We start from the raw sequence: 18,827 nt of genomic DNA on the forward strand, positions 1-18,827 counted from the left end.
TCCTCCTAATTTGTAGTTTTCAAAAGTCAAGTTAAAATTTATGAATATATAGATTGGAGACACTGATGCAGCACAATGGTAAGCAACTTAAATTTGTTTTCTTAATATTGCTCTTATACTTTTTTTTATTAGGTAATCCCCAGCCTATTTTAGCTCAAAGCGGAGCAACCACTGCTAATGCTAATGGTGTTGTTACAGATGAAGAAGGTAGAGTTATAGTTAATGCTTCTGTAACAGCAGTAAACTTACAAACAAATCAAACAAGAGAAATTCAAACAAATGAAAAAGGTTTGTTTTTACTAAATGAACTTCCTCCCGGCAATTATGAAATTTCTGCTTATGCCGAAGGCTTTGCTAAGATTTCAAGAAAATTCAATTTAACATTAGGAACAACTAGTTATTACAATTTTATTTTGACTGTAGAAGCAAAAGAGCAGGAAATAATAGAAGTTATTGCAAACAATATCCTAGATGAAAATAGAACAGCAAGTAGTTCAAATAATGATCGTGGTAGAATAGACTCGCTACCAATTAATAGAAGAAATTTTCTAGATTTTTCTTTAACTTCTCCTAGAGTTACACCAGATCGCACACCTCAACAAGGTGTTGCTGCTACTTCTGGATTGTCCTTTAATGGCTTACCTGCTCGTAATAACTCAATTACTATTGATGGTCTAGATAATAATGATGCGGCTCCTGGAGGGGTGCGTTCAACATTTAGTCAGGAAGCAGTACAGGAATTTCAAGTTGTCTCTGATAGCTATTCTGCTGAATTTGGTAAGGCTTTAGGAGGAGTAATTAATATTATTACTCGTGGTGGTAGCAATGAACTACACAGTTCATTATTTTTTCTTAATCGTAATGAGTCTATTGCTGCCCGTAATGCTTTTTCACCAATTAAACCTGAGTTTAAGCAATACCAATTTGGTGCAACTTTGGGAGGAGCAATTAAGAAAAACAAAGCTTTCTATTTCCTTTCTTTTGAACGTTTATCTGTAAAACAAAATAGTGTAGTAACTATTACAGATGATACTGTAAGGTCAATTAACAGTCAAGGTTTTTCTATTCGTAATGGCCCTATAGCTTTTGGCATTGGTACTTCTACCTTTTTGGCAAGAACAGATTTCCAAATAGCTCCCAATGATAGGCTTTTTGTTAGATATAATTATGGACGTACATTCAATGGTGCTGGTGAACCTTTTGGAGATTTAATAGGTGGTTCAAGAGTAGCAGATACTAATGCTGGTCGATTGTCTTTAGATGATAATTCCATAGCTGTTAATAATAGCTATGTCAATCCTAGCTCAAATCTAGTCAATGAAACTCGGTTTCTTTATAGTCGTAGAAACCAAACAATTGTACCTATTGACCCTAACGGCCCACAGGTTAACATTGTTGCTCCAGAGGGTTTAGTAGTTTTTGGTGCAGGGACTTTGTTACCACAACCTAGAATACAAAATGTTTATCAAATAGTTAATAATGTTAGTCTTAGTAAAGGTTCTCAACAAATTAAGTTTGGAGCAGACTATACTAGAGATGGTATAGCATCAGGCTTTGTTCCTATATTTAGAGCAGGATTTGCTTTCTTTCAACCCTTAGATTTAAGCCCTCTTGGTGGCCCTGCATTTAGCGGATTACAAGCATTTGATCCTTCACTACGAACCCCAGAACAAAAAGCTTTTCTAATGGGTTTATCTCAAGCTTTACCAGGAATGATACCTGGGTTTCCTCGATTGGATTTAGCTAATTCTGGCTTACCTGCTGCATTTATTCAAGGCTTTACACGTACTACAGGTGGAACAACTGATGTTGCTAGAAATACTTTTTCTACCTTCTTTCAAGATGACATAAAGATAAGTTCTAATTTTTTATTAAAATTGGGAGTGCGCTATGATATTAGCCGTGTTGATGTATTAGGTAGTAATAATGGAAATGTTGCTCCGCGTGTAGCTTTTTCTTATCAACCTAACCGATTACTTAAAATGCGAATCCATGGAGGTTATGGGTTATTTTTTGCTCCTACTATTTATGGGCCTGCTCTTGTTGGTAATGAAGGAGAACAAGGTGCTTTACAAATATTATCCTTACAATTTCCTTTATCAATCCCTTTATATAATTCACCAAATAGGCGATTACCTATTGGAGAAACTTTACCACCAGGTGTTAGCTTAATTCCTCAACTTAGTTTAGGTTTTATCAACCAACCTAACCCACGTGCTAGTTATACACAGCAAGCAAATCTAGGGATAGACTACTTAATAGATAGTAATACAGTTCTTTCTGTGAGCTATGCTTTTGTTAGAGGATTAAAAATCTTATCCCAACGCAATATAAATCCTATTGTCAGACCAATTGTTGGAGATCCTACAGGAAGTGCAATGACAGGAAGAATTGATACAACAAAAGGGGATGTTTTAGAATTTACTAATGCTTATGATAGCTACTACAACTCATTTAGTGTTTCATTCAATCGTCGTTTAAGTAAGCTATTTGGTTTCTTAAGTAGCTATACTTTTGCAAAATCAATAGACAATTTTATTGATATTCGTAATGAACTACAACAATCTGTAGATCCTACAAACCCAAGAGGCGAAAGAGGATTATCACTACAAGACGTTCGTAGCCGATTTATTTTTTCTGGTGTTTGGGAATTGTCCTATACAAAAAATCCATTTTTGAGAGACTTTCAATTATCTAGCATAGTTAATTTAGAGTCTGGCCGCGCTTATAACTTATTGGCTGGAGTGGATTTAAACTTAAATGGAGACAACCCTCCAGGTGATAGACCTTTAGTAGGTTCTACTAGTATTGCTCGAAACAGCGGTTTAACTCCAGGTTTTGCTAATGTTGACTTAAGGCTATCTCGTAGCATTACTGTTAATGAAAAATATCGCTTACAATTTCAAATAGAAGCATTTAACCTATTTAATCGAACCAATATTAGTGATGTTAATCCTATTTTCCCACCTGATGCTAATGGTAATTTTAATTTACCTGCTAAAGATGGAAATCGCTTTACTGCACCACGTGATCGCTTTCGTGCTGCTTTTTCACCTCGTCAGTTTCAGATAGGGGTAAAAATATCTTTTTAATGTTTAGTTAGAAAGAGCAGTTTGTTAAAAACTGCTCTTTCACTATAGTCAGAAAATTTAGTTTACAGTGTATTGACTTCCCCATAGATTAAACATTGATGCGATTTAATAGAGTTTGGGCTTCTTCATTTCTATTAAGTTGAAACAGTAAATTAGAGTACATTCTTATTGTTTTAATAACCCAAGGATGATCATTGGCTAGCGATAGGTCAAAGACTGCTATAGCTCTTTTGTAATAATCAACTGCTTCCATTTCTCTAGCTGTTTCAGCACATAAAATACCTAAATTAGCTAAAGTCATTGCAACAGAAGGGTGATTATCAGAAAAAGATTCTTTGTAACATTCTAGTGATTGTAAGTAACAATTTAAGGCTAAGTAGTAGTTTTCTTGGCTGCGATAAACTTCACCAATATTATTAAGTGTGACAGCAACACAAGAATGATTATCGCCAAAAGTACTTCTATAGCTAGTTAGCGCAAGAAAATAACAATCTAAAGAAGAGTCTAATAGCATTTGCTTTTGGCAATAAATTCCTAGTTGGTAAAATAAAGTAGCTACTTCCAAACAGTTAAACTTCATGGAAATAATAAATTCTGACAATGCTAGGGCAGAAGATAATATCCTTTGATGTAAAAAGGTAAATTGAGAGCCTTGAGGATCTTTTAACACCAAATAATTTAAAGACTTTGTCAAACTTTCAACTAATGAAACTTTAGTATTGTAGTTCATTGAATTGACAATAGATGTTTTAAGCAAACTATGAAGGGAAATAGAGTTATCAATATTATCTCGTTCTATCAATGAATAATTTAACAAAAGCGAAAGAGATTCATTGTAGATAAAAAAATTATTAAATGAATCAGAAAGTATATCGCTCAAAAGGTGCGCTGATTCTATAAATATCTCTTCTGGAATTTTTTCAAATGATAAGATTGAACAGCATTGAAGTAACTCTGTTGCAGCAAGATTTTTTTTGTTTATTTGGTCAATAGTCAACTTGTAAATAGCATTAATAATATTGTCAATATCAAGTTCTTCACCACTTATGTCAGTGAGCTTACCAGGAAAGTACTTAATATTTTGGTATAGAGTAAGATAATCTGTTAATGAACACTTTGTTTGCTCAATATAAGCAGCAATCAAAGACAAAGCTAATGGTAAGGCATTAACTTCTTGGATGATTTGTTGTGCTGGGAATTTATTTTTATCAGAAATACTTTCTAACGATTTTTCATCTTTTGCGATTAAATTTGCTCTTTTTAATAAAAACAATGTTGCTTCATCAACACTTAAAGGAGCTAAATTTATAACATAAGAATAATTTGCTAGGTCTTGGCATTTAGTAGTAATTAAGATATGACCTTGATAATTAGCTGGTAAATATTCTGGTAATAATGCCATATCTTCCAATTGATCATAAACTAAAAGCCAATCAGAGTGAGTAGATAACCAATTGTTAACCAATGATATATTACGACGAGAATTAAAGTTGTTAACACTGCCAGTTGTTATTAAACCTAAAAGACGAGCAATATCATAATAGCTATTGCTAAAAGTAACCTCATTTTTAGCATTAATCCAAAAAATATTTTGGTATTTAGTGATATTAAGATAGCAAAACTCAAGTGCTGTATGTGTTTTTCCAGTTCCATTAAAACCTCTAAGGACTTGGATAACTGCATTATTTTCATTTATAGAGAATACCTCATATAATTTATTAAGTATATTCTCTCTACCAGTAAAGAAATCATTGCGTTTAGGTAAATTATTTCCACTAAGAGAAGTAAAGACTAATCTTTCTTGAAAAGTTTGTAATGGTCGGCTCATTTTTCTACACCAAAAAGTTTTTAATATTAATATATTTATTGTAATACGAAAGCATTAAGTATATCGGATTTTTGTTAAGTAAAAAATTAGTAATTTTCATCAAAAATAAAAAAATATAGCTTGGTATTTTTTAGTACCAAGCTATAAATTAGAATGGATAAAGAAAAAGGAGTAAAACCTAGAGTTTTTACTAGCGAATGCCACTAGGTTGATTAAATTTACCTAATGTTGTTCCGGGCCCGCCTACCAAACTAGCTACACCACCATTAACAGGTTTGCTTTGGATTCGGTTGTTTCCAGTATCAGCAATAAAGAGATTGCCTGATAGGTTAACAACCATTGCTTCAGGTCGGTTTACTGAACCAATAGTAGTTCCAGCACCCATAAATATTGACCAAATTCCATTAGTGTTAACTTGAATACGGTTATTTGCTGTATCAGCTACCCAGATACGTCCGCTATCATCTACATAAACACCTTTTGGTGTATTCATTTGACCAACTTCCAGTCCAGCAGTAGCTAAAACTAACCAACCATTAGTTAGACCGTTTATATTCATTTGTACACGGTTGTTTGCTGTATCTGCAACATAGACCATTCCACTTGCATTTACTGCTACTGATTGAGGTTGATTAAATTTCCCTACGGTTGTTCCTGCTGTTGCCCCTGCAAATATTTCAAATATTGGGGTTACATTTGTAGCATTACTTATAACTAGAATTCTACTATTCATTGTGTCAGCAATATAAAGTTTATTATTTGTTTCATCGTAAGATACACTATTAGGTCTATTTACTTGATTTGTGGCTGTTCCTGCTGCTGCAATTACTGTCCAGGTTGTTCCGCTGTTGGTAGAGCGTTGGACGCGGTTATTGTTTGTATCTGCAACAAAAATAATTGTGTCATCAAAACTTGCTGCTACACTGCGAGGAGTATTAAATTGGCCTGGTGAAGTTCCTGGGCCATTTCCAACGCTTTGCCAAGTCATACCATTATTAGTAGAACGTTGAACACGATTATTTAATGTATCAGCAACATAAAGCGTGTTATTACTTACACCTCCAACTACTGTTAGAGTGTAGCTTTGAGAGCCTGTACAGCTATTAGCATCAGTTGCGGTTATAGTAATTTGAAAAGAACCTGTTTGAGTAGTTGTACCAGATAATAAACCTGCACTAGAAAGAGTAATACCTGTTGGTAATACTCCAGATGTAAGACTAAAGATATAAGGGGCAATTCCACCAATTGCCGTAATAGTTTGACTATAAGTTATGCCTCTTGTTGCCATAGCAAGGCTAGTTGGGCTTAATGTTATTGTTGGACAAACTTGTCCTAAACAAATATTTCTTAATACAGAAGCACTATTACTAGTAGTATTAGCTGTAGTAATATCAAGGCGATTATCTTTGTCAAAGTCTTCTATAGCTGATGAAAAAGGATTTTCCCCAACAAGGAAATCTATTTTGGTTGCAAGAGTTATAGAACCAATAGAGCTAGTATTTCTAAAAACTGCTATCTTAGATTCATTAGAAATTGTAGAAACAATATCAAGTTTGCTATCACCATTAAGATCACCTAAAGATATAGCTTTAGCTCCGCCGCCAGTATTGAAATCAATCTTAGTAGCAAAAGAAATAATACCTGTGCTGCTAGTATTTCTAAAAATTGATATGTTGTTAGTGTTAGTTTCACCAACAACAAGTTCTGGCTTGCTGTCGCCATCAATATCGCCAATTTTTACAGATTGAGGAATTATACCTGTAGGAAAAGTAACTTGGTTAGCAAAAGAGATAGAACCCATTGAACTAGTATTTCTTAACACTGATACTGTATCAGGATCAACATTAACATTTGAAATATTGTCAGAATTAGCAACAGCTAAATCAAGTTTGCCATCGCCATCAATATCACCAATTGCTACTGAACCAGGTTTACTACCAACATTAAAAGTAAGTTGAGTTTCAAAAGAAATAGAACCAGGTGAGCTATTATTTCTTAATACTGAAACTGTTTGAATAGGATTACTAGATAAAATATTTGCATTAGCAATAGCTAAATCAAGTTTACCATCGCCATCAATATCACCAATTGCTATTGAACTAGGGTTGTCACCAACAGTAAAAGTAAGTTGATTATCAAAGGAAATAGAACCCATTGAACTAGTATTTCTTAATATGGAAACTGTTGATGCTCCGCCTGTGTTGTTATTGCTATTAGCAACAGCTAAATCAATTTTACCATCCCCATCAATATCACCAATTACTAATGAACGTGGGCCAATACCAACAGCAAAATCAACTTTAGGAGCAAAAGAAACAGACATACTTAAGCTAGTATTTCTTATAACAGAAACTGTGTTAGCTGGACGATTAGCACTAATTAAATCAACTTTACCATCCCCATCAATATCTCCTGTTACTACTGCAAAAGGATTAGTGCCAGTAGGAAACTCATTTCCTCTAAGATTTTTGGTAGTAAAGGAAATAGCACCAATCATACTAGTATTTTTTAGAATTGATATTGAGTTACTAGTATCATTAGCAGAAACTAAATCTAATTTGCCATCAGTATCTAAATCTGAAGCCACTACAGCCGAAGAACCTGCACCAATAGGGAATATTTGCTGATTAGCAAAAGAAACAGTTCCAGAAATGCTAGTATTTCTTAATACAGAAAGACTACTATTATTTTGATTAGTAACAGCTAGATCAAGCTTACTATCCCCATCTAAGTCACCAATTGTTATACCAAAAGAGCTAGAACCTATGGCAAAAGTAACTGTAGAAGCAAAGGAAATAGTGCCACTTGTACTAGTGTTTCTTAACACTGATATAATATTGCTAGTGCTACTATTAGCAAAAGCCAGATCAAGCTTTCCATCACCATCTATATCACCTATAACTCCCCTACGAGGATTACCACTAATAGAAAAATTAAGTCTTGTGTCAAAGGAAATAGTGCCAGAAGTGCTAATGTTTCTAAATAATGAAACTGAGCTAGAAAAATTGCTAATAGCTAAATCAAGCTTTCCATCCCCGTCTATATCGCCTATTAATGCCGATTGGGGACTGCTACCAGTCATTAAATCAATTTTTGTAGCAAAAGAAATATTTCCAACACTACTAGTATTTCTAAATATTGATGTTGTGTTAGCAGTGTTGTTAGCAGTTGCAATATCAAGCTTTCCATCTGCGTCTAAATCTCCTGCTGCCAGTGAAACAGGTTGATTACCAGTAGCAAAAGTAACTCTAGGGGCAAAAGAAATATTACCAGGGGTGCTAGTATTTCTTAGGACTGATAATGTATTAGCCCCACCAGCATTAGCAATCACTACATCAAGTTTACTATCTCCATCTACATCAGTTGCTAAAACAGCCACAGCATTAATGCCAGAATCTAAATCGATTTTGCCATTAAAAACAGGAGAACCATTAGTACCAATATTTCTTAATATTGATGTTGAAGCAGTAGCATTACTGCCAATAACCAAATCAATTTTGCCATCACCATCAATATCACCTGTTGCTACTGAACGAGAAGTAATAAAGCCTGTATCAAAATTAATGTTAGAACATTGAACAAGTGCTAGTGGATTGATAGCTTCATTGATTTTGGATTGAGTTAAGTTATTTGCTGAATTTGCCGAAGAATGCAAACCAAAGGATGGGACAAAGATAAGCAAAGAGAAAACTAAACAAATAAAACAAAGCAATAGTCTTTCTTTGAGGTTATATGGAGAAAGTTCTGTTTTAAGTCCTCTTGCCTTAACTTTTAGCATAAATTCTATGCTCCTTCTTGTTTATTCGTGATTTCTTTTGGTCTTCATCTAGGACATGCAGTTTTTTCAAACAAAACTGCTCACAAAATAAAAACTTTTTCCGGTAAATTTGAAAATTTAGGATAAAGATATAGTGGATTTTAGGAAGATTATTTTGATAAAAGTTCTTGTAACCAAGATTTAGCCGCAGTTAATTCACGTCTTACAGTTGAATCTGAAATATCTAATAGTTTTGCAATTTGTTCTGAAGTAAAACCACCAAAAAAACTTAACTCTATTATTTGGGCTTGTCTTGGGTTTGCCTCAGCTAATTTGTTTAGAGCATCCTCTAAAACAAATAAATCCAGATCCTGTGTTTTAGACAAGTGAAGAATATTTTCAATAGGGATTTTATAAAAGTTGCTACCTCGTTTAGCTCTATTATGTGATATCGCATAATTCACTAAAATATGTTTCATAATACAAGCTGCTGAGGCAAGAAAATGCTTGCGGTTTTCCCATTCTAGTTCTGATTCTGCTATTTGAATATAAGCTTCATTAATAAGTGCAGTTGTTTGAAGTGTATGATTGCTTCGCTCTTTTCTTATATAACTATCAGCTATTTTATGAAGTTCTGTATAAACTAAAGGTAATAACTTATCTAAGGCTAATTTTTCGCCGTCATTCCACTTATTAAGTAATTGTGTAATTAGTTGATTATCAAGAAGATGTGACAAAGTATCATTATTAATGAAATTTGTTTTATTAATCGTTTTATTTGTGATTGTAGAATCTGAACTTTCAAAACTAATTTTTTCTACCCTTTCACTATTTGAAATCATTCTGTTTGGGTCAAGTTCTAGCAGTAAAAGCATTTGTTCAGCAAATTCATCTGGGGTAGGGCGTTTTTTTGGATCTTTAACTAAAGCACTCATAACTAATTGCTCTAAAGAAACAGAAATTTCAGGATTTAGTTCTCTAAGTGGTCTAGGTTCTTGGGTTAAAATTGTCCCTATTAAAGTAAAAAAATTACTAGAATCTGATAAAAAAGGCAGAGTTCCACAAAGCATTTGATATGCAATTACACCTAAGCTATAAACATCAGATTGACCATTGTAGGTCAAGCCTTGTAGCCGTTCAGGTGCCATATAATTTGGTGTACCAATAAGATGACCTGTTTGGGTTAAAGATTCTTGAGAAAAACCTTCTACTTGACTAATTATTTTAGCAATTCCAAAATCAACAACTTTAATAATTTCAACATTTTCTGAATTATGAAGAAAAATATTATCTGGCTTTATATCTCTATGAATAATACCTAATTGATGTGCTTTGCTAAGGACATTACAAACAGGGATAAGTATTTCTGCTAGTCTTACAGGTGAGAAAATAGTCCTTTGAGCCATTTCACTAGCAAGCGTGTAGCCTTCTAATAACTCCATAACTAAATAAGCCATTCCATTTTCAGAGATTCCAAAATCAATTACAGTAACTGCATTAGGATGATTTACCCGACAAGCTGAAATTCCTTCTAGTTGAAATCTTTCTAATGCTTGTTTATTTTCACTACCTGTAAAGGGGCGAAAAATCTTTATAGCTACAGCCATTTGCAAATTAAGATGAATTGCACGATAAACCGCACCAAAGCCGCCTTTTCCTATTTTTTTCTCTAATTTATATTTTTTATCTAAAACCAGTCCTGGTAATAGATCTACTAATGTGGAAAAAACTTTATTTGTTCGCTTTTGCTCTTCTATTAAAGCTTCTTTTTCTTTTTTTAATTCTTGGTATTGATTTTCTAAAAGTTGATTTTTTTCTTCTAACTCTTTACGTAAAAAGTGAATTGTTAGCTGGTTTTCTATTCGTACAAGAACTTCTTCGACTTGAAAAGGCTTAGAAATATAATCAACTGCACCTACCTTAAAAGCGTTAACCTTATCTAATACATCATCCATAGCACTAATAAAAATTACAGGTAGTTTATTAGTGTTAATGTCTTTTTTTAGTTCCTGACAAACTTCGTAGCCGTTTAATTCAGGCATTGAAATATCTAAGAGGATTAAATCTGGTGGTAGAGTACGTATTGCTGTTAAAGCGCGAGTTGCAGAGGTTGATTTTCTAACTTTATATTGATTTTCTTTTAGGATTTTTTCTAAAACATTTATGTTATCTATATTGTCATCTACTACAAAAATATCTGCTTTAGCCATTAATTAACCCTTTCGATAAGATCTAAGAGTTTGTCAACCTCTAGATTGCTAATCATAGATTGCATCTGCCTTGCTAATTCTGAATCTTTTTCTTTAATCTGATCAACTATAGTTTCAGCCTTGTCAGTATCACAAATTGTAAGTGCTTGAGTAAGTTCTTTTAGCCATTCTGATGGCACTTGGTTTAATCTTTCTCTTTCAAAAATTTCTGTAAGTAATTTATCAGGCAAGATTTCTGTAGAGATTATATTTTCATAAAGAAATTCTACTTTTAAGTATTTAGCTAAAGTGTCAAAAATTTCTATCTCTCGAAAAGGCTTTGTTAAAATATCATTACAACCACAACTTAAAATTTCTGATTCCTCTTGCTTAAATGCACTAGCTGTTAATGCAATTATTACAGTAGGCTTAAGAGTTTTATTTTTTAACTCTAGTTTTCTAATTTGTTTAGTTGCCTCATAACCATCTAAAACAGGCATACGCATATCCATCCAAATTAAACTAGGGTGCCAATCTGACCAGATTTTAATAGCTTCTTGTCCATTAGCCGCTTCTTGAACTAAAAAACCAACTTTTTGTAACATTAAAGAAAGTAAATAACGGCTTTCTAAATAATCATCAACTATTAAAATGCGAAATGTAGCTTGATTGTTTGCTAAACCAACTACTCTAGCAAACTCTGTTTGACTGGTTTCCATATTGCTTTTAGGTAACTTAACATTAAAAAAGAAACAACTTCCTTTACCTAAATTGCTTTTAGCATAAATTTTACCTCCCATTAAATGGATAATATCCCTACTAATAGATAGTCCAAGCCCTGTCCCTTCCTGAGTTGACTCTCTATTACTAGCCTGTGCAAATGGTTCAAATATTTGTTCTAACTCATTTTCTGGGATTCCTATCCCTGTATCTTCAACTTCAAAACTAGCAATATCTTTGTCCCAACTTACACGCAATATAATTTTACCTTTTTGAGTAAATTTTATTGCATTACTAATAAGGTTGACTAAAACTTGGCGGAGTTTGTTTGCGTCTGCTAAAACATACTGAGGTAAATTATTAGCAGGCTTGTAGATAAATTCTAAATTTTTTGCTGTTGCACGAGTAGCAAAAGTTGAAGCAATATCTTCTAGCAGCAAAAAAGGCTCAAAAGGCTTTTCTATAAGGGCTAATTTTCCTGTCTCGATTTTTGAAATAGATAACACATCATTAATTAATCCTAATAAATGCTCTCCATTACGTGTCATAATAGATAAGTATTTTTTCTCTTCTGCTTCACGTTCTTTTTTATGCTGCATTATTTGAAGTAGCCCTAAAATTACATTTAGTGGTGTGCGTAACTCATGGCTCATATTTGCTAAAAATGTACTTTTAGCTTGGTTAGCTTCTGATGCTTTTTTTTTCTGATAGCTCTACCTTCTGAATTTTTTCTTTAAGTTCTTCATTTTTTTATCTAATAATAAATTTTTTGCTTCTAAATCTATAGTCTGTTGTTCTATGATTCTGGCATTAACAAAATTACCCATCCGAATATTAAAAGAAAACCTAGCAAAATAAAAAGCTACAAAAGTGCTAAAAGTGCCAGCCCAATAAGCTTCAGGAATATTTATTAACTCTCGTATTGATAAAATAAAAAATATATAGTTAAAAAATAGAGGAAGTATTAACTTACTAGGATAATAAAATATAGAAGATAAAATAAAAGTCATTAATATATAAATATAAGCATATTTTCTAACAATCATTGTTTGTAAAAATAAAATGTCAAAAAAAGCAATAATAAAAATCAAATATATAAACGATAGTGATCTATGAAGAGAGTTGATGTTTTTACTAAATTTTGGTATATTATAGTCAAAAATTAGCCAAAATATTAAAGAGCTAATAAGAAGTAGTGAATGTAATAGCCAAAAAGGTCTTGCAAAAACAGAATTAAAAGAAAATATATTTAAGAAATTAATTAAAGACATTGCAAAACCGCTCCAAATAATGCAAAACCAAGCAAAAGTCTTTAATTGAAGGTAACTAACATGCATTAACTCATTAAGAAACTGTTCTTTATGATTTTCTGGCATTTCATCAAATGTACCAAAAAGAAGTTTTCTTAATTGCTTCATACATTTTCTTCCTTGCTTAAAACAATATTAAAAATATACCAACAATAAACCCTAAAATGTAGATAAGAGAAACTTTATAAAAAAGTTGTCTATTACCAAGCAATGCTACCATAGCAGCCTTAAAGACCGAATTAGCCATTATTGCAATTAAAATAACTCTCCAACCATTATCAGCATCAAATGTATTATTTTTAACAAGTTGAGCCGTAGAAATTGTAATAGCGTCAACGTCTGTTAAGCCAGAAATTGCTGCAATTATATAAATTCCTTTATTGCCAAAATAGTCTTTAGCTACAGCAATAGCAAATAAAATTACAACATAAAAAACACTAAAAAACAGTGCAGTTTTTAGTTGAGCAGGGTTGTTTTGCTCAGGCATTTGCCCAGTAATTTTGTCACCAAAAAACCAAAGTAAAAAAGAAAGCAGTAGAAAAGTAACAAACATTATTAAAATCGGTATACTTGCTTTAGGTAAGAAGCTTGGAGCTACAACAGCAATTTCTAAAAGGACACGAATAAAAACGACGGTCGAAGCAAGAATTATTACTAGAGTTGAAGCATTATTATTTGCAGGTGCATTTGCAGAAAGTTTTGCATAACTAGCAGTAGTTGCAGTGCTAGAAATCATTCCTCCTAATATGCCACTAACAAAAATTCCTACATCTTCTTGGAAAAATCTATATTTATAAATTATATATCCACCTAAGTTAATAGCTACAATTAAAACTACTAATAACCACATTTTATAAGGATTAAAAATTGAGTATGGGCCATAGGTTTCATTAGGTAATACAGGTAAAATCACTAAAGCAATTAATACAAATTGCATAATTGCTTTTAAGTCATTATCTCCTAATTTAGCTAGTATTCCACGTAACTGGTTTTTTAATTGTAGTAAAATAGCTACAGAGCCACCAATAGCAATAGCAACTTCTAGCGGGCCAACAGTTAAAAAAGCTCCAACACCAAACATTAATAAAATAGCTACTTCAGAAGTTATACCTGCTAAGGAAGTCTCATTTTTTAAAGCAATTAAATTACCTATTAAAACCAGTGCAGCCAGTGATAAAAAAGCGGATGCAATTACCCAACCACCAAAACTTTTAGCTAAAAGTCCGCAAACTGTTCCAAAAATTGTAATAAGCGGAAATGTTCTTAACCCTGCTAAATGTGCAGCAGCAGCATACTCTCTTTGCAGTCCAACAAGTAAACCTAAACCTAAAGCTATTGCTAATTGCTCAAATATAGTTGTTAATTCCATTTTTATTAATTACTTTTGCAGCTAAATTAAGATTAAATTTTAATGATGTGAAGCTTCCCAAAGATTTCTTTGGGAAGCTATCAAACAAAGGGGTTAGGAAAGAGCTTTAACAATTTGTTCTGCTGCTTTTATGAGCATATCTTCTTCTCGAGCAAAGCAGAAACGCATATATTTTTCACCTGCTGCACTATCAGTAAAAGCTGTGCCAGGTACACCAGCAACTTGGCCTTTTTCAATTAAAAATTGAGTTAAACTTTCTGAATCAGCAAAATTTTCAGGAATTTTTGCCCAAGCATAAAAGTTAGACCGAGAATCATAAACATCAAAACCTACTTTAGTTAGAGCCTCGGTTAAAATCTTTCGTTTAGCTGCATAGGCACTACGCAATCTTTCATAATAGCCTTCATCAGTAGTTAAAACACGGGCTAATGCAAGTTGAAGTGGTGTAGGAGTACAAACATAAAAAATATTTCCTACATTATGAACTGGCCCTACTAACTCGCCAGCACCAAAAACATAGCCTAAACGCCAGCCAGAGACCGCCCAAGACTTAGAAAAAGAGTTACAAGTAATTGTGCGTGAGTACATATCTGGTAGTGTTGCAATGGAAATATGGTCTTCTTCTGAAATAACAAAATGCTCATAAACTTCATCAGAGATACATAAAAGGTCAAATTCTATACAACAATCAGCAATTGCTTGTAGCTCATCACGAGTAAAAACTTTTCCTGTTGGATTGGTTGGACTACAAACTAAAATTGCTTTGAGAGGGTAGTCTTTGCGCTCTTTTCCTGCTTGACATCGTGCGCGAAGCTCAGCTACATCTAGTTTTAAGTCCTGTCCTTGCAGTTCAATTACATCTGCTTTAGCATTACAAGTTTCTAGGATTTTTTTGTGATAAGGATAATAAGGCTCAAATAAAATCATTGAAGCATTAGTCAAATAAGTATGTGCAATTGATACTAATGCTCCTGTTGCTCCAGGAGTGATAAGGATTTGATAGGGTTTAGAATCCACATCAATTTTAATTTTATTAAAACGAGCTATTTTTTCTGCTGTTGCTCTACGTAGTTCAGGCACTCCTTCAAATAATGAATAATGGTTAAGCCCATCGCTTATTACTTGATTAAGCGCGGCTGATAAAACTGGTTCTAGGGCCACCTCAGATTGACCCTGCACTAAATTTCCACTTGGTGGAACTAGACGGGTAATCATACGAATATCTGGTTTAGATTTTTTGGTCACGCCAAACCTCACTAAATAAAGATATTTGCTCTATTTTCAAGCTAAGTAAAATACTGATAAACAGAGCTTTGGCGATTATAACATACAAAAATCTTTCCAAAGATGGCATCTAGCTATTTTGTTAAAACTTGCTCAGGTTGTTTTCCTAGTTGGGTTTCCTCCGGCGCACCTGCATGCAAGCGATGGCCTGTAATAAGACGCGCACCTCGTTTATAAGTAAAATAAGACCAAACCCATTGAAAAAAGACTATAAAACGGTTGCGAAAACCTATTAAAAAGAAAATATGTACAGCCATCCACATAACCCAGGCTAGCAAACCGCTAAATTGTAATTTTCCTGAGTATGCAACTGCTGCTGAACGTCCAATTGTTGCCATACTTCCTTTATCAACATAGTGAAATTCTAGGGGTTCTTTACCTTCTAGCATATTAATTATTGATTTAGCTGCTGTAACGCCTTGCTGCATTGCAACAGGAGCAACGCCCGGCAATGGTTGGCCTGTTTGATGTGTAAAACAAGCTGTATCACCAATTACTAAAACTTCTTTATGACCTGGTATGGTTAAATCTTTATTAACTATTACTCGTCCGGCCCGGTCTAGCTCAACTCCTAAAGTTTTAGTAATTGAATTACTTTGTACACCTGCGCCCCAAAGCACAGTTGCAGAAGGAATAAATCCTTTATCTAGTTCTACACCTTCAGCATTTATATTTACAACACTTACACCTGTGCGAACTTCTACACCTAAGTTTTGCAATTGTTCAGTAGCTTTTTGAGAAAGATTTTCTGGAAATGAGGATAAAATTTTATCAGCCCGTTCAACTAAAATTACTTTTGTAGATGTAGGGTTAATGGTGCGAAAATCAGACTTTAATACATGACGTGCAAGTTCAGCTAAGGCTCCAGCTAGTTCAACACCCGTCGGGCCGCCACCAATAACAACAAAAGTTAGTAATTGACGTTCTTTTTCTGCATTTTGTTCACGCTCGGCTTCTTCAAATGCAACTAGCACACGACGACGAATTTCTATTGCTTCATCTAAATCCTTAAGTCCAATAGCATATTTTTCCCATTTGTTATTGCCAAAATAGTTGTTTTTCATCCCAGTGGCTAAAATTAAATAATCATAGTTAATTTGACCATTAGTAGTTTTTATTGTCCGATTTCTCAAGTCTACGCTTAAAACTTCATCTAGGATGACATTAGTATTTTTTGTTTTCGCAAAGCTGAACGAAGCGGAAAGGCTATTTCTGCTGGAGAAATACCAGCAATAGCAACTTGGTAGAGTAAGGGCTGGAAAAGATGATGATTAAGTCTATCTATTAGTGTAATTTCAACAGTAGCCGATTTTAATTCTTTGGCAGCTTTTAAGCCACCAAAACCACCTCCAATAATTACTACATGCGGTTTTTTTGACATATCTTCCAAAGACCTCGCTTTAGTTCTATAGTTTTATATAACTACTACACTTGGGTTTTACGTCTGCAAACCCAATAGAGTTTATCATTGTTAGATAAAATCTTAGTGTTAAATGATTAAGTTTAAGTAAAATAACAGTTTTTGAAGGATTTTGATTGTTATTATTTATTGTAAAAAATCTAAGATCTATGCTTTTATCTTTATTAATAAATAAAATACTGTTAGTTATAAAAATTCTATGGTCAAAGTTAATTTAGTTTACCCAAAAATTCCTGATAGTAGAAATTCTCCTACAAAAGCTTGTATTGCTTTTAGGAAATATGATGGGACAAATTTGCATTGGGTATGGGAAAGAGAACTTAGCTGGTATGGTTTTGGAACACGCCGAGATCGCTTTGATTTAGATGAGCAAGGGATTAAGGATTTTAACCAAGCTCATCCAGGACTTGAAGAGTCACCAGAAATTTTCTTAGAGAATTTTGCAAAACCACTAGAAACTATATTTTTAGAAAATCCAAAATATCAAACTAGCCCAGAAATTATAGTTTTACAGAGTTTTTGGCCCTAATTCTTTTGCTGGAATGCACAAAAAGACGACTCTAAAGAATTAGTTTTATTTGATGTGCAAACAGATATAGAAATTATTAGTCCTGATGAATTTATTGTAGATTTTGCAGAGCTAAATATTGCAGAAGTAGTTTATAAAGGCAAACTTACAGGAAAATTTAAGGATGATGTACGTGAAGGAAAATATGATGTAGTTGAAGGAGTTATTTGCAAAGGTGGAAAAGGGGATGATTTATGGATGGTAAAAATTAAAACCTATGAATATCTGGAAAAATTAAAACAAGCTTTTGCAGATGACTGGGAAAACTACTGGGAATAAATACCTGTAATCAATAGCAAAAAGAGAAAATGCAAGCGGAACAAAAGTAAAAAGTTGGTGTCTAAAATAAAAAAATCATAACTTTGTAAAGGAAGTCTACAAAGATGAAAAACTCTATAAAACAATTTTTTACTTTAATACTCGCATTTTTTGTTGGAACATTAGTAAATCATACAAATAATTATTTTATAAACATTGATAGCACTAATAAATCTAAAGAAAATCCCTCTCAAAATAATTTTGAAGAAGATTTGTTATTAGAAGACATTACAGAAATAGAAGAAAGTTTATTAAATAAGCAATCTCCTAAAGTAGTAAAACGTTCATATTGCAACATAGTCCCTGTAAAAGTAATACATCGAGAAATTCCAATTTATCCAGAAAAAGCAAAGGCAGAAAACATTACAGGAGATGTTCTAATAAGAGTTGAAGTTAATGAGCAAGGAAATGTTGTTCTAGCACGTGGTGATTCTGCTAATAATCCACTTTTACAAGAAGTTGCTATTGTTGCTGCTTGTAAAACAACCTTTTCTTTTCCAGAAGATTATAAAAACTCTATTCCTGCACCTATACTTTTAACCTATAGATTTACATTGGATTAGAAAAAATAATATATTAAGGAGCTAATTATTAATTATTTTGATTAAAAGGAAATAGATGAAAAGTAGAGATTTTGAAGCAGGAATAAAATACTTAAAAGAAAATTTTCCAGAGCCTTGGAGCTTAATTATAGAAAAAGCATGTCGAGAGAATTTGCGGCATGACCCACAACCTAAACGAAGTAAATTTCTAGCTTATGCAAACCAACATAAATATGGCCCCAATGAAATTATGATATGTGAGGGAAATTTTAAGCAATTAGTCTTTGAAGTAATGCTTGAGAATGGAAAATGTACGGCTCCTAGTCTAAGCGATATGCCTATATACACAGGTATGATAGATACCTTAAGACCTTTTAAGGATAAAATAGTAAAACTAGTAAATGATAAAGACCTTGAAGTTTATAATGTT

General features: G+C 33.1%; 10 protein-coding genes and 2 pseudogenes. 4 read left to right on the plus strand and 8 right to left on the minus strand.

Translation table 11 applies throughout. The features are described 5' to 3' along the window. The first annotated feature begins 65 nt into the window (after nt 1-65). Nucleotides 66-3,092, plus strand: coding sequence for a TonB-dependent receptor (locus IPK14_24050; GenBank protein ID MBK7996328.1), 3,027 nt, complete (start codon nt 66-68; stop codon nt 3,090-3,092). 88 nt (nt 3,093-3,180) lie between these two features. Here the strand turns inward: IPK14_24050 and IPK14_24055 are convergent, their stop codons facing one another. The 8 genes and pseudogenes from IPK14_24055 to IPK14_24090 form a co-directional block, all read right to left on the minus strand. Beyond that, nucleotides 3,181-4,920, minus strand: coding sequence for a tetratricopeptide repeat protein (locus tag IPK14_24055; GenBank protein MBK7996329.1), 1,740 nt, complete (start codon nt 4,918-4,920; stop codon nt 3,181-3,183). A gap of 190 nt (nt 4,921-5,110) precedes the next feature. Next, on the minus strand, nt 5,111-8,698 hold the full coding sequence (locus IPK14_24060; GenBank protein ID MBK7996330.1) for a VCBS repeat-containing protein: 3,588 nt from the start codon (nt 8,696-8,698) through the stop codon (nt 5,111-5,113). 149 nt (nt 8,699-8,847) lie between these two features. Then, entirely contained in the window at nt 8,848-10,887 is a 2,040-nt protein-coding gene (locus IPK14_24065) for a sigma-70 family RNA polymerase sigma factor (GenBank protein MBK7996331.1), read from the minus strand. After that, nucleotides 10,887-12,239: a response regulator gene (locus IPK14_24070; GenBank protein ID MBK7996332.1), complete on the minus strand. Its 1,353-nt coding sequence runs from the start codon at nt 12,237-12,239 to the stop codon at nt 10,887-10,889. Before IPK14_24070 ends, IPK14_24065 begins: the two co-directional genes overlap by 1 nt. Nucleotides 12,240-12,299: 60 nt before the next feature. Then, a complete protein-coding gene (locus IPK14_24075) occupies nt 12,300-13,004 on the minus strand; it encodes a hypothetical protein (GenBank protein ID MBK7996333.1) in 705 nt (234 codons plus the stop codon). Between the two features lie 16 nt (nt 13,005-13,020). Next, the gene (locus IPK14_24080) at nt 13,021-14,265 is read right to left on the minus strand and encodes an MgtC/SapB family protein (GenBank protein ID MBK7996334.1); all 1,245 of its coding nucleotides are present in this window, start codon (nt 14,263-14,265) and stop codon (nt 13,021-13,023) included. A 93-nt stretch (nt 14,266-14,358) separates the two neighbouring features. Then, nucleotides 14,359-15,510 carry a pyridoxal phosphate-dependent aminotransferase gene (locus tag IPK14_24085; protein ID MBK7996335.1) on the minus strand — a complete coding sequence of 384 codons (1,152 nt, stop codon included), beginning with the start codon at nt 15,508-15,510 and terminating at the stop codon, nt 14,359-14,361. 113 nt (nt 15,511-15,623) lie between these two features. Beyond that, a pseudogene (locus IPK14_24090) lies at nt 15,624-16,930 on the minus strand (NAD(P)/FAD-dependent oxidoreductase). 238 nt (nt 16,931-17,168) lie between these two features. On the opposite strand from IPK14_24090, the pseudogene IPK14_24095 reads away from it, so the two are divergent. From IPK14_24095 to IPK14_24105, 3 genes and pseudogenes are all read left to right on the plus strand, one after another. After that, nucleotides 17,169-17,816 (plus strand): annotated as a pseudogene (locus IPK14_24095) (hypothetical protein). Nucleotides 17,817-17,920: 104 nt separating this feature from the next. Further along, complete coding sequence (locus tag IPK14_24100) at nt 17,921-18,418, plus strand: TonB family protein (GenBank protein ID MBK7996336.1); 498 nt, start codon at nt 17,921-17,923, stop codon at nt 18,416-18,418. A 55-nt stretch (nt 18,419-18,473) separates the two neighbouring features. After that, nucleotides 18,474-18,827, plus strand: a 354-nt coding sequence (locus IPK14_24105) for a hypothetical protein (protein ID MBK7996337.1), incomplete at its 3' end; no start/stop codon positions are given.

Source organism: Blastocatellia bacterium, assembly GCA_016713405.1.
In the GTDB taxonomy this organism is placed as follows: Bacteria; Acidobacteriota; Blastocatellia; order Chloracidobacteriales; family JADJPF01; genus JADJPF01.

Bases quoted from the DNA above. Each gene is read 5' to 3' on its own strand.
- IPK14_24080 (MBK7996334.1), bottom strand. From the start codon at position 14,265: ATGGAATTAACAACTATATTTGAGCAATTAGCAATAGCTTTAGGTTTA.
- IPK14_24100 (MBK7996336.1), top strand. From the start codon at position 17,921: ATGAAAAACTCTATAAAACAATTTTTTACTTTAATACTCGCATTTTTT.
- IPK14_24065 (MBK7996331.1), bottom strand. From the start codon at position 10,887: ATGGCTAAAGCAGATATTTTTGTAGTAGATGACAATATAGATAACATA.
- IPK14_24070 (MBK7996332.1), bottom strand. From the start codon at position 12,239: ATGAGCCATGAGTTACGCACACCACTAAATGTAATTTTAGGGCTACTT.
- IPK14_24050 (MBK7996328.1), top strand. From the start codon at position 66: ATGCAGCACAATGGTAAGCAACTTAAATTTGTTTTCTTAATATTGCTC.
- IPK14_24075 (MBK7996333.1), bottom strand. From the start codon at position 13,004: ATGAAGCAATTAAGAAAACTTCTTTTTGGTACATTTGATGAAATGCCA.
- IPK14_24060 (MBK7996330.1), bottom strand. From the start codon at position 8,698: ATGCTAAAAGTTAAGGCAAGAGGACTTAAAACAGAACTTTCTCCATAT.
- IPK14_24055 (MBK7996329.1), bottom strand. From the start codon at position 4,920: ATGAGCCGACCATTACAAACTTTTCAAGAAAGATTAGTCTTTACTTCT.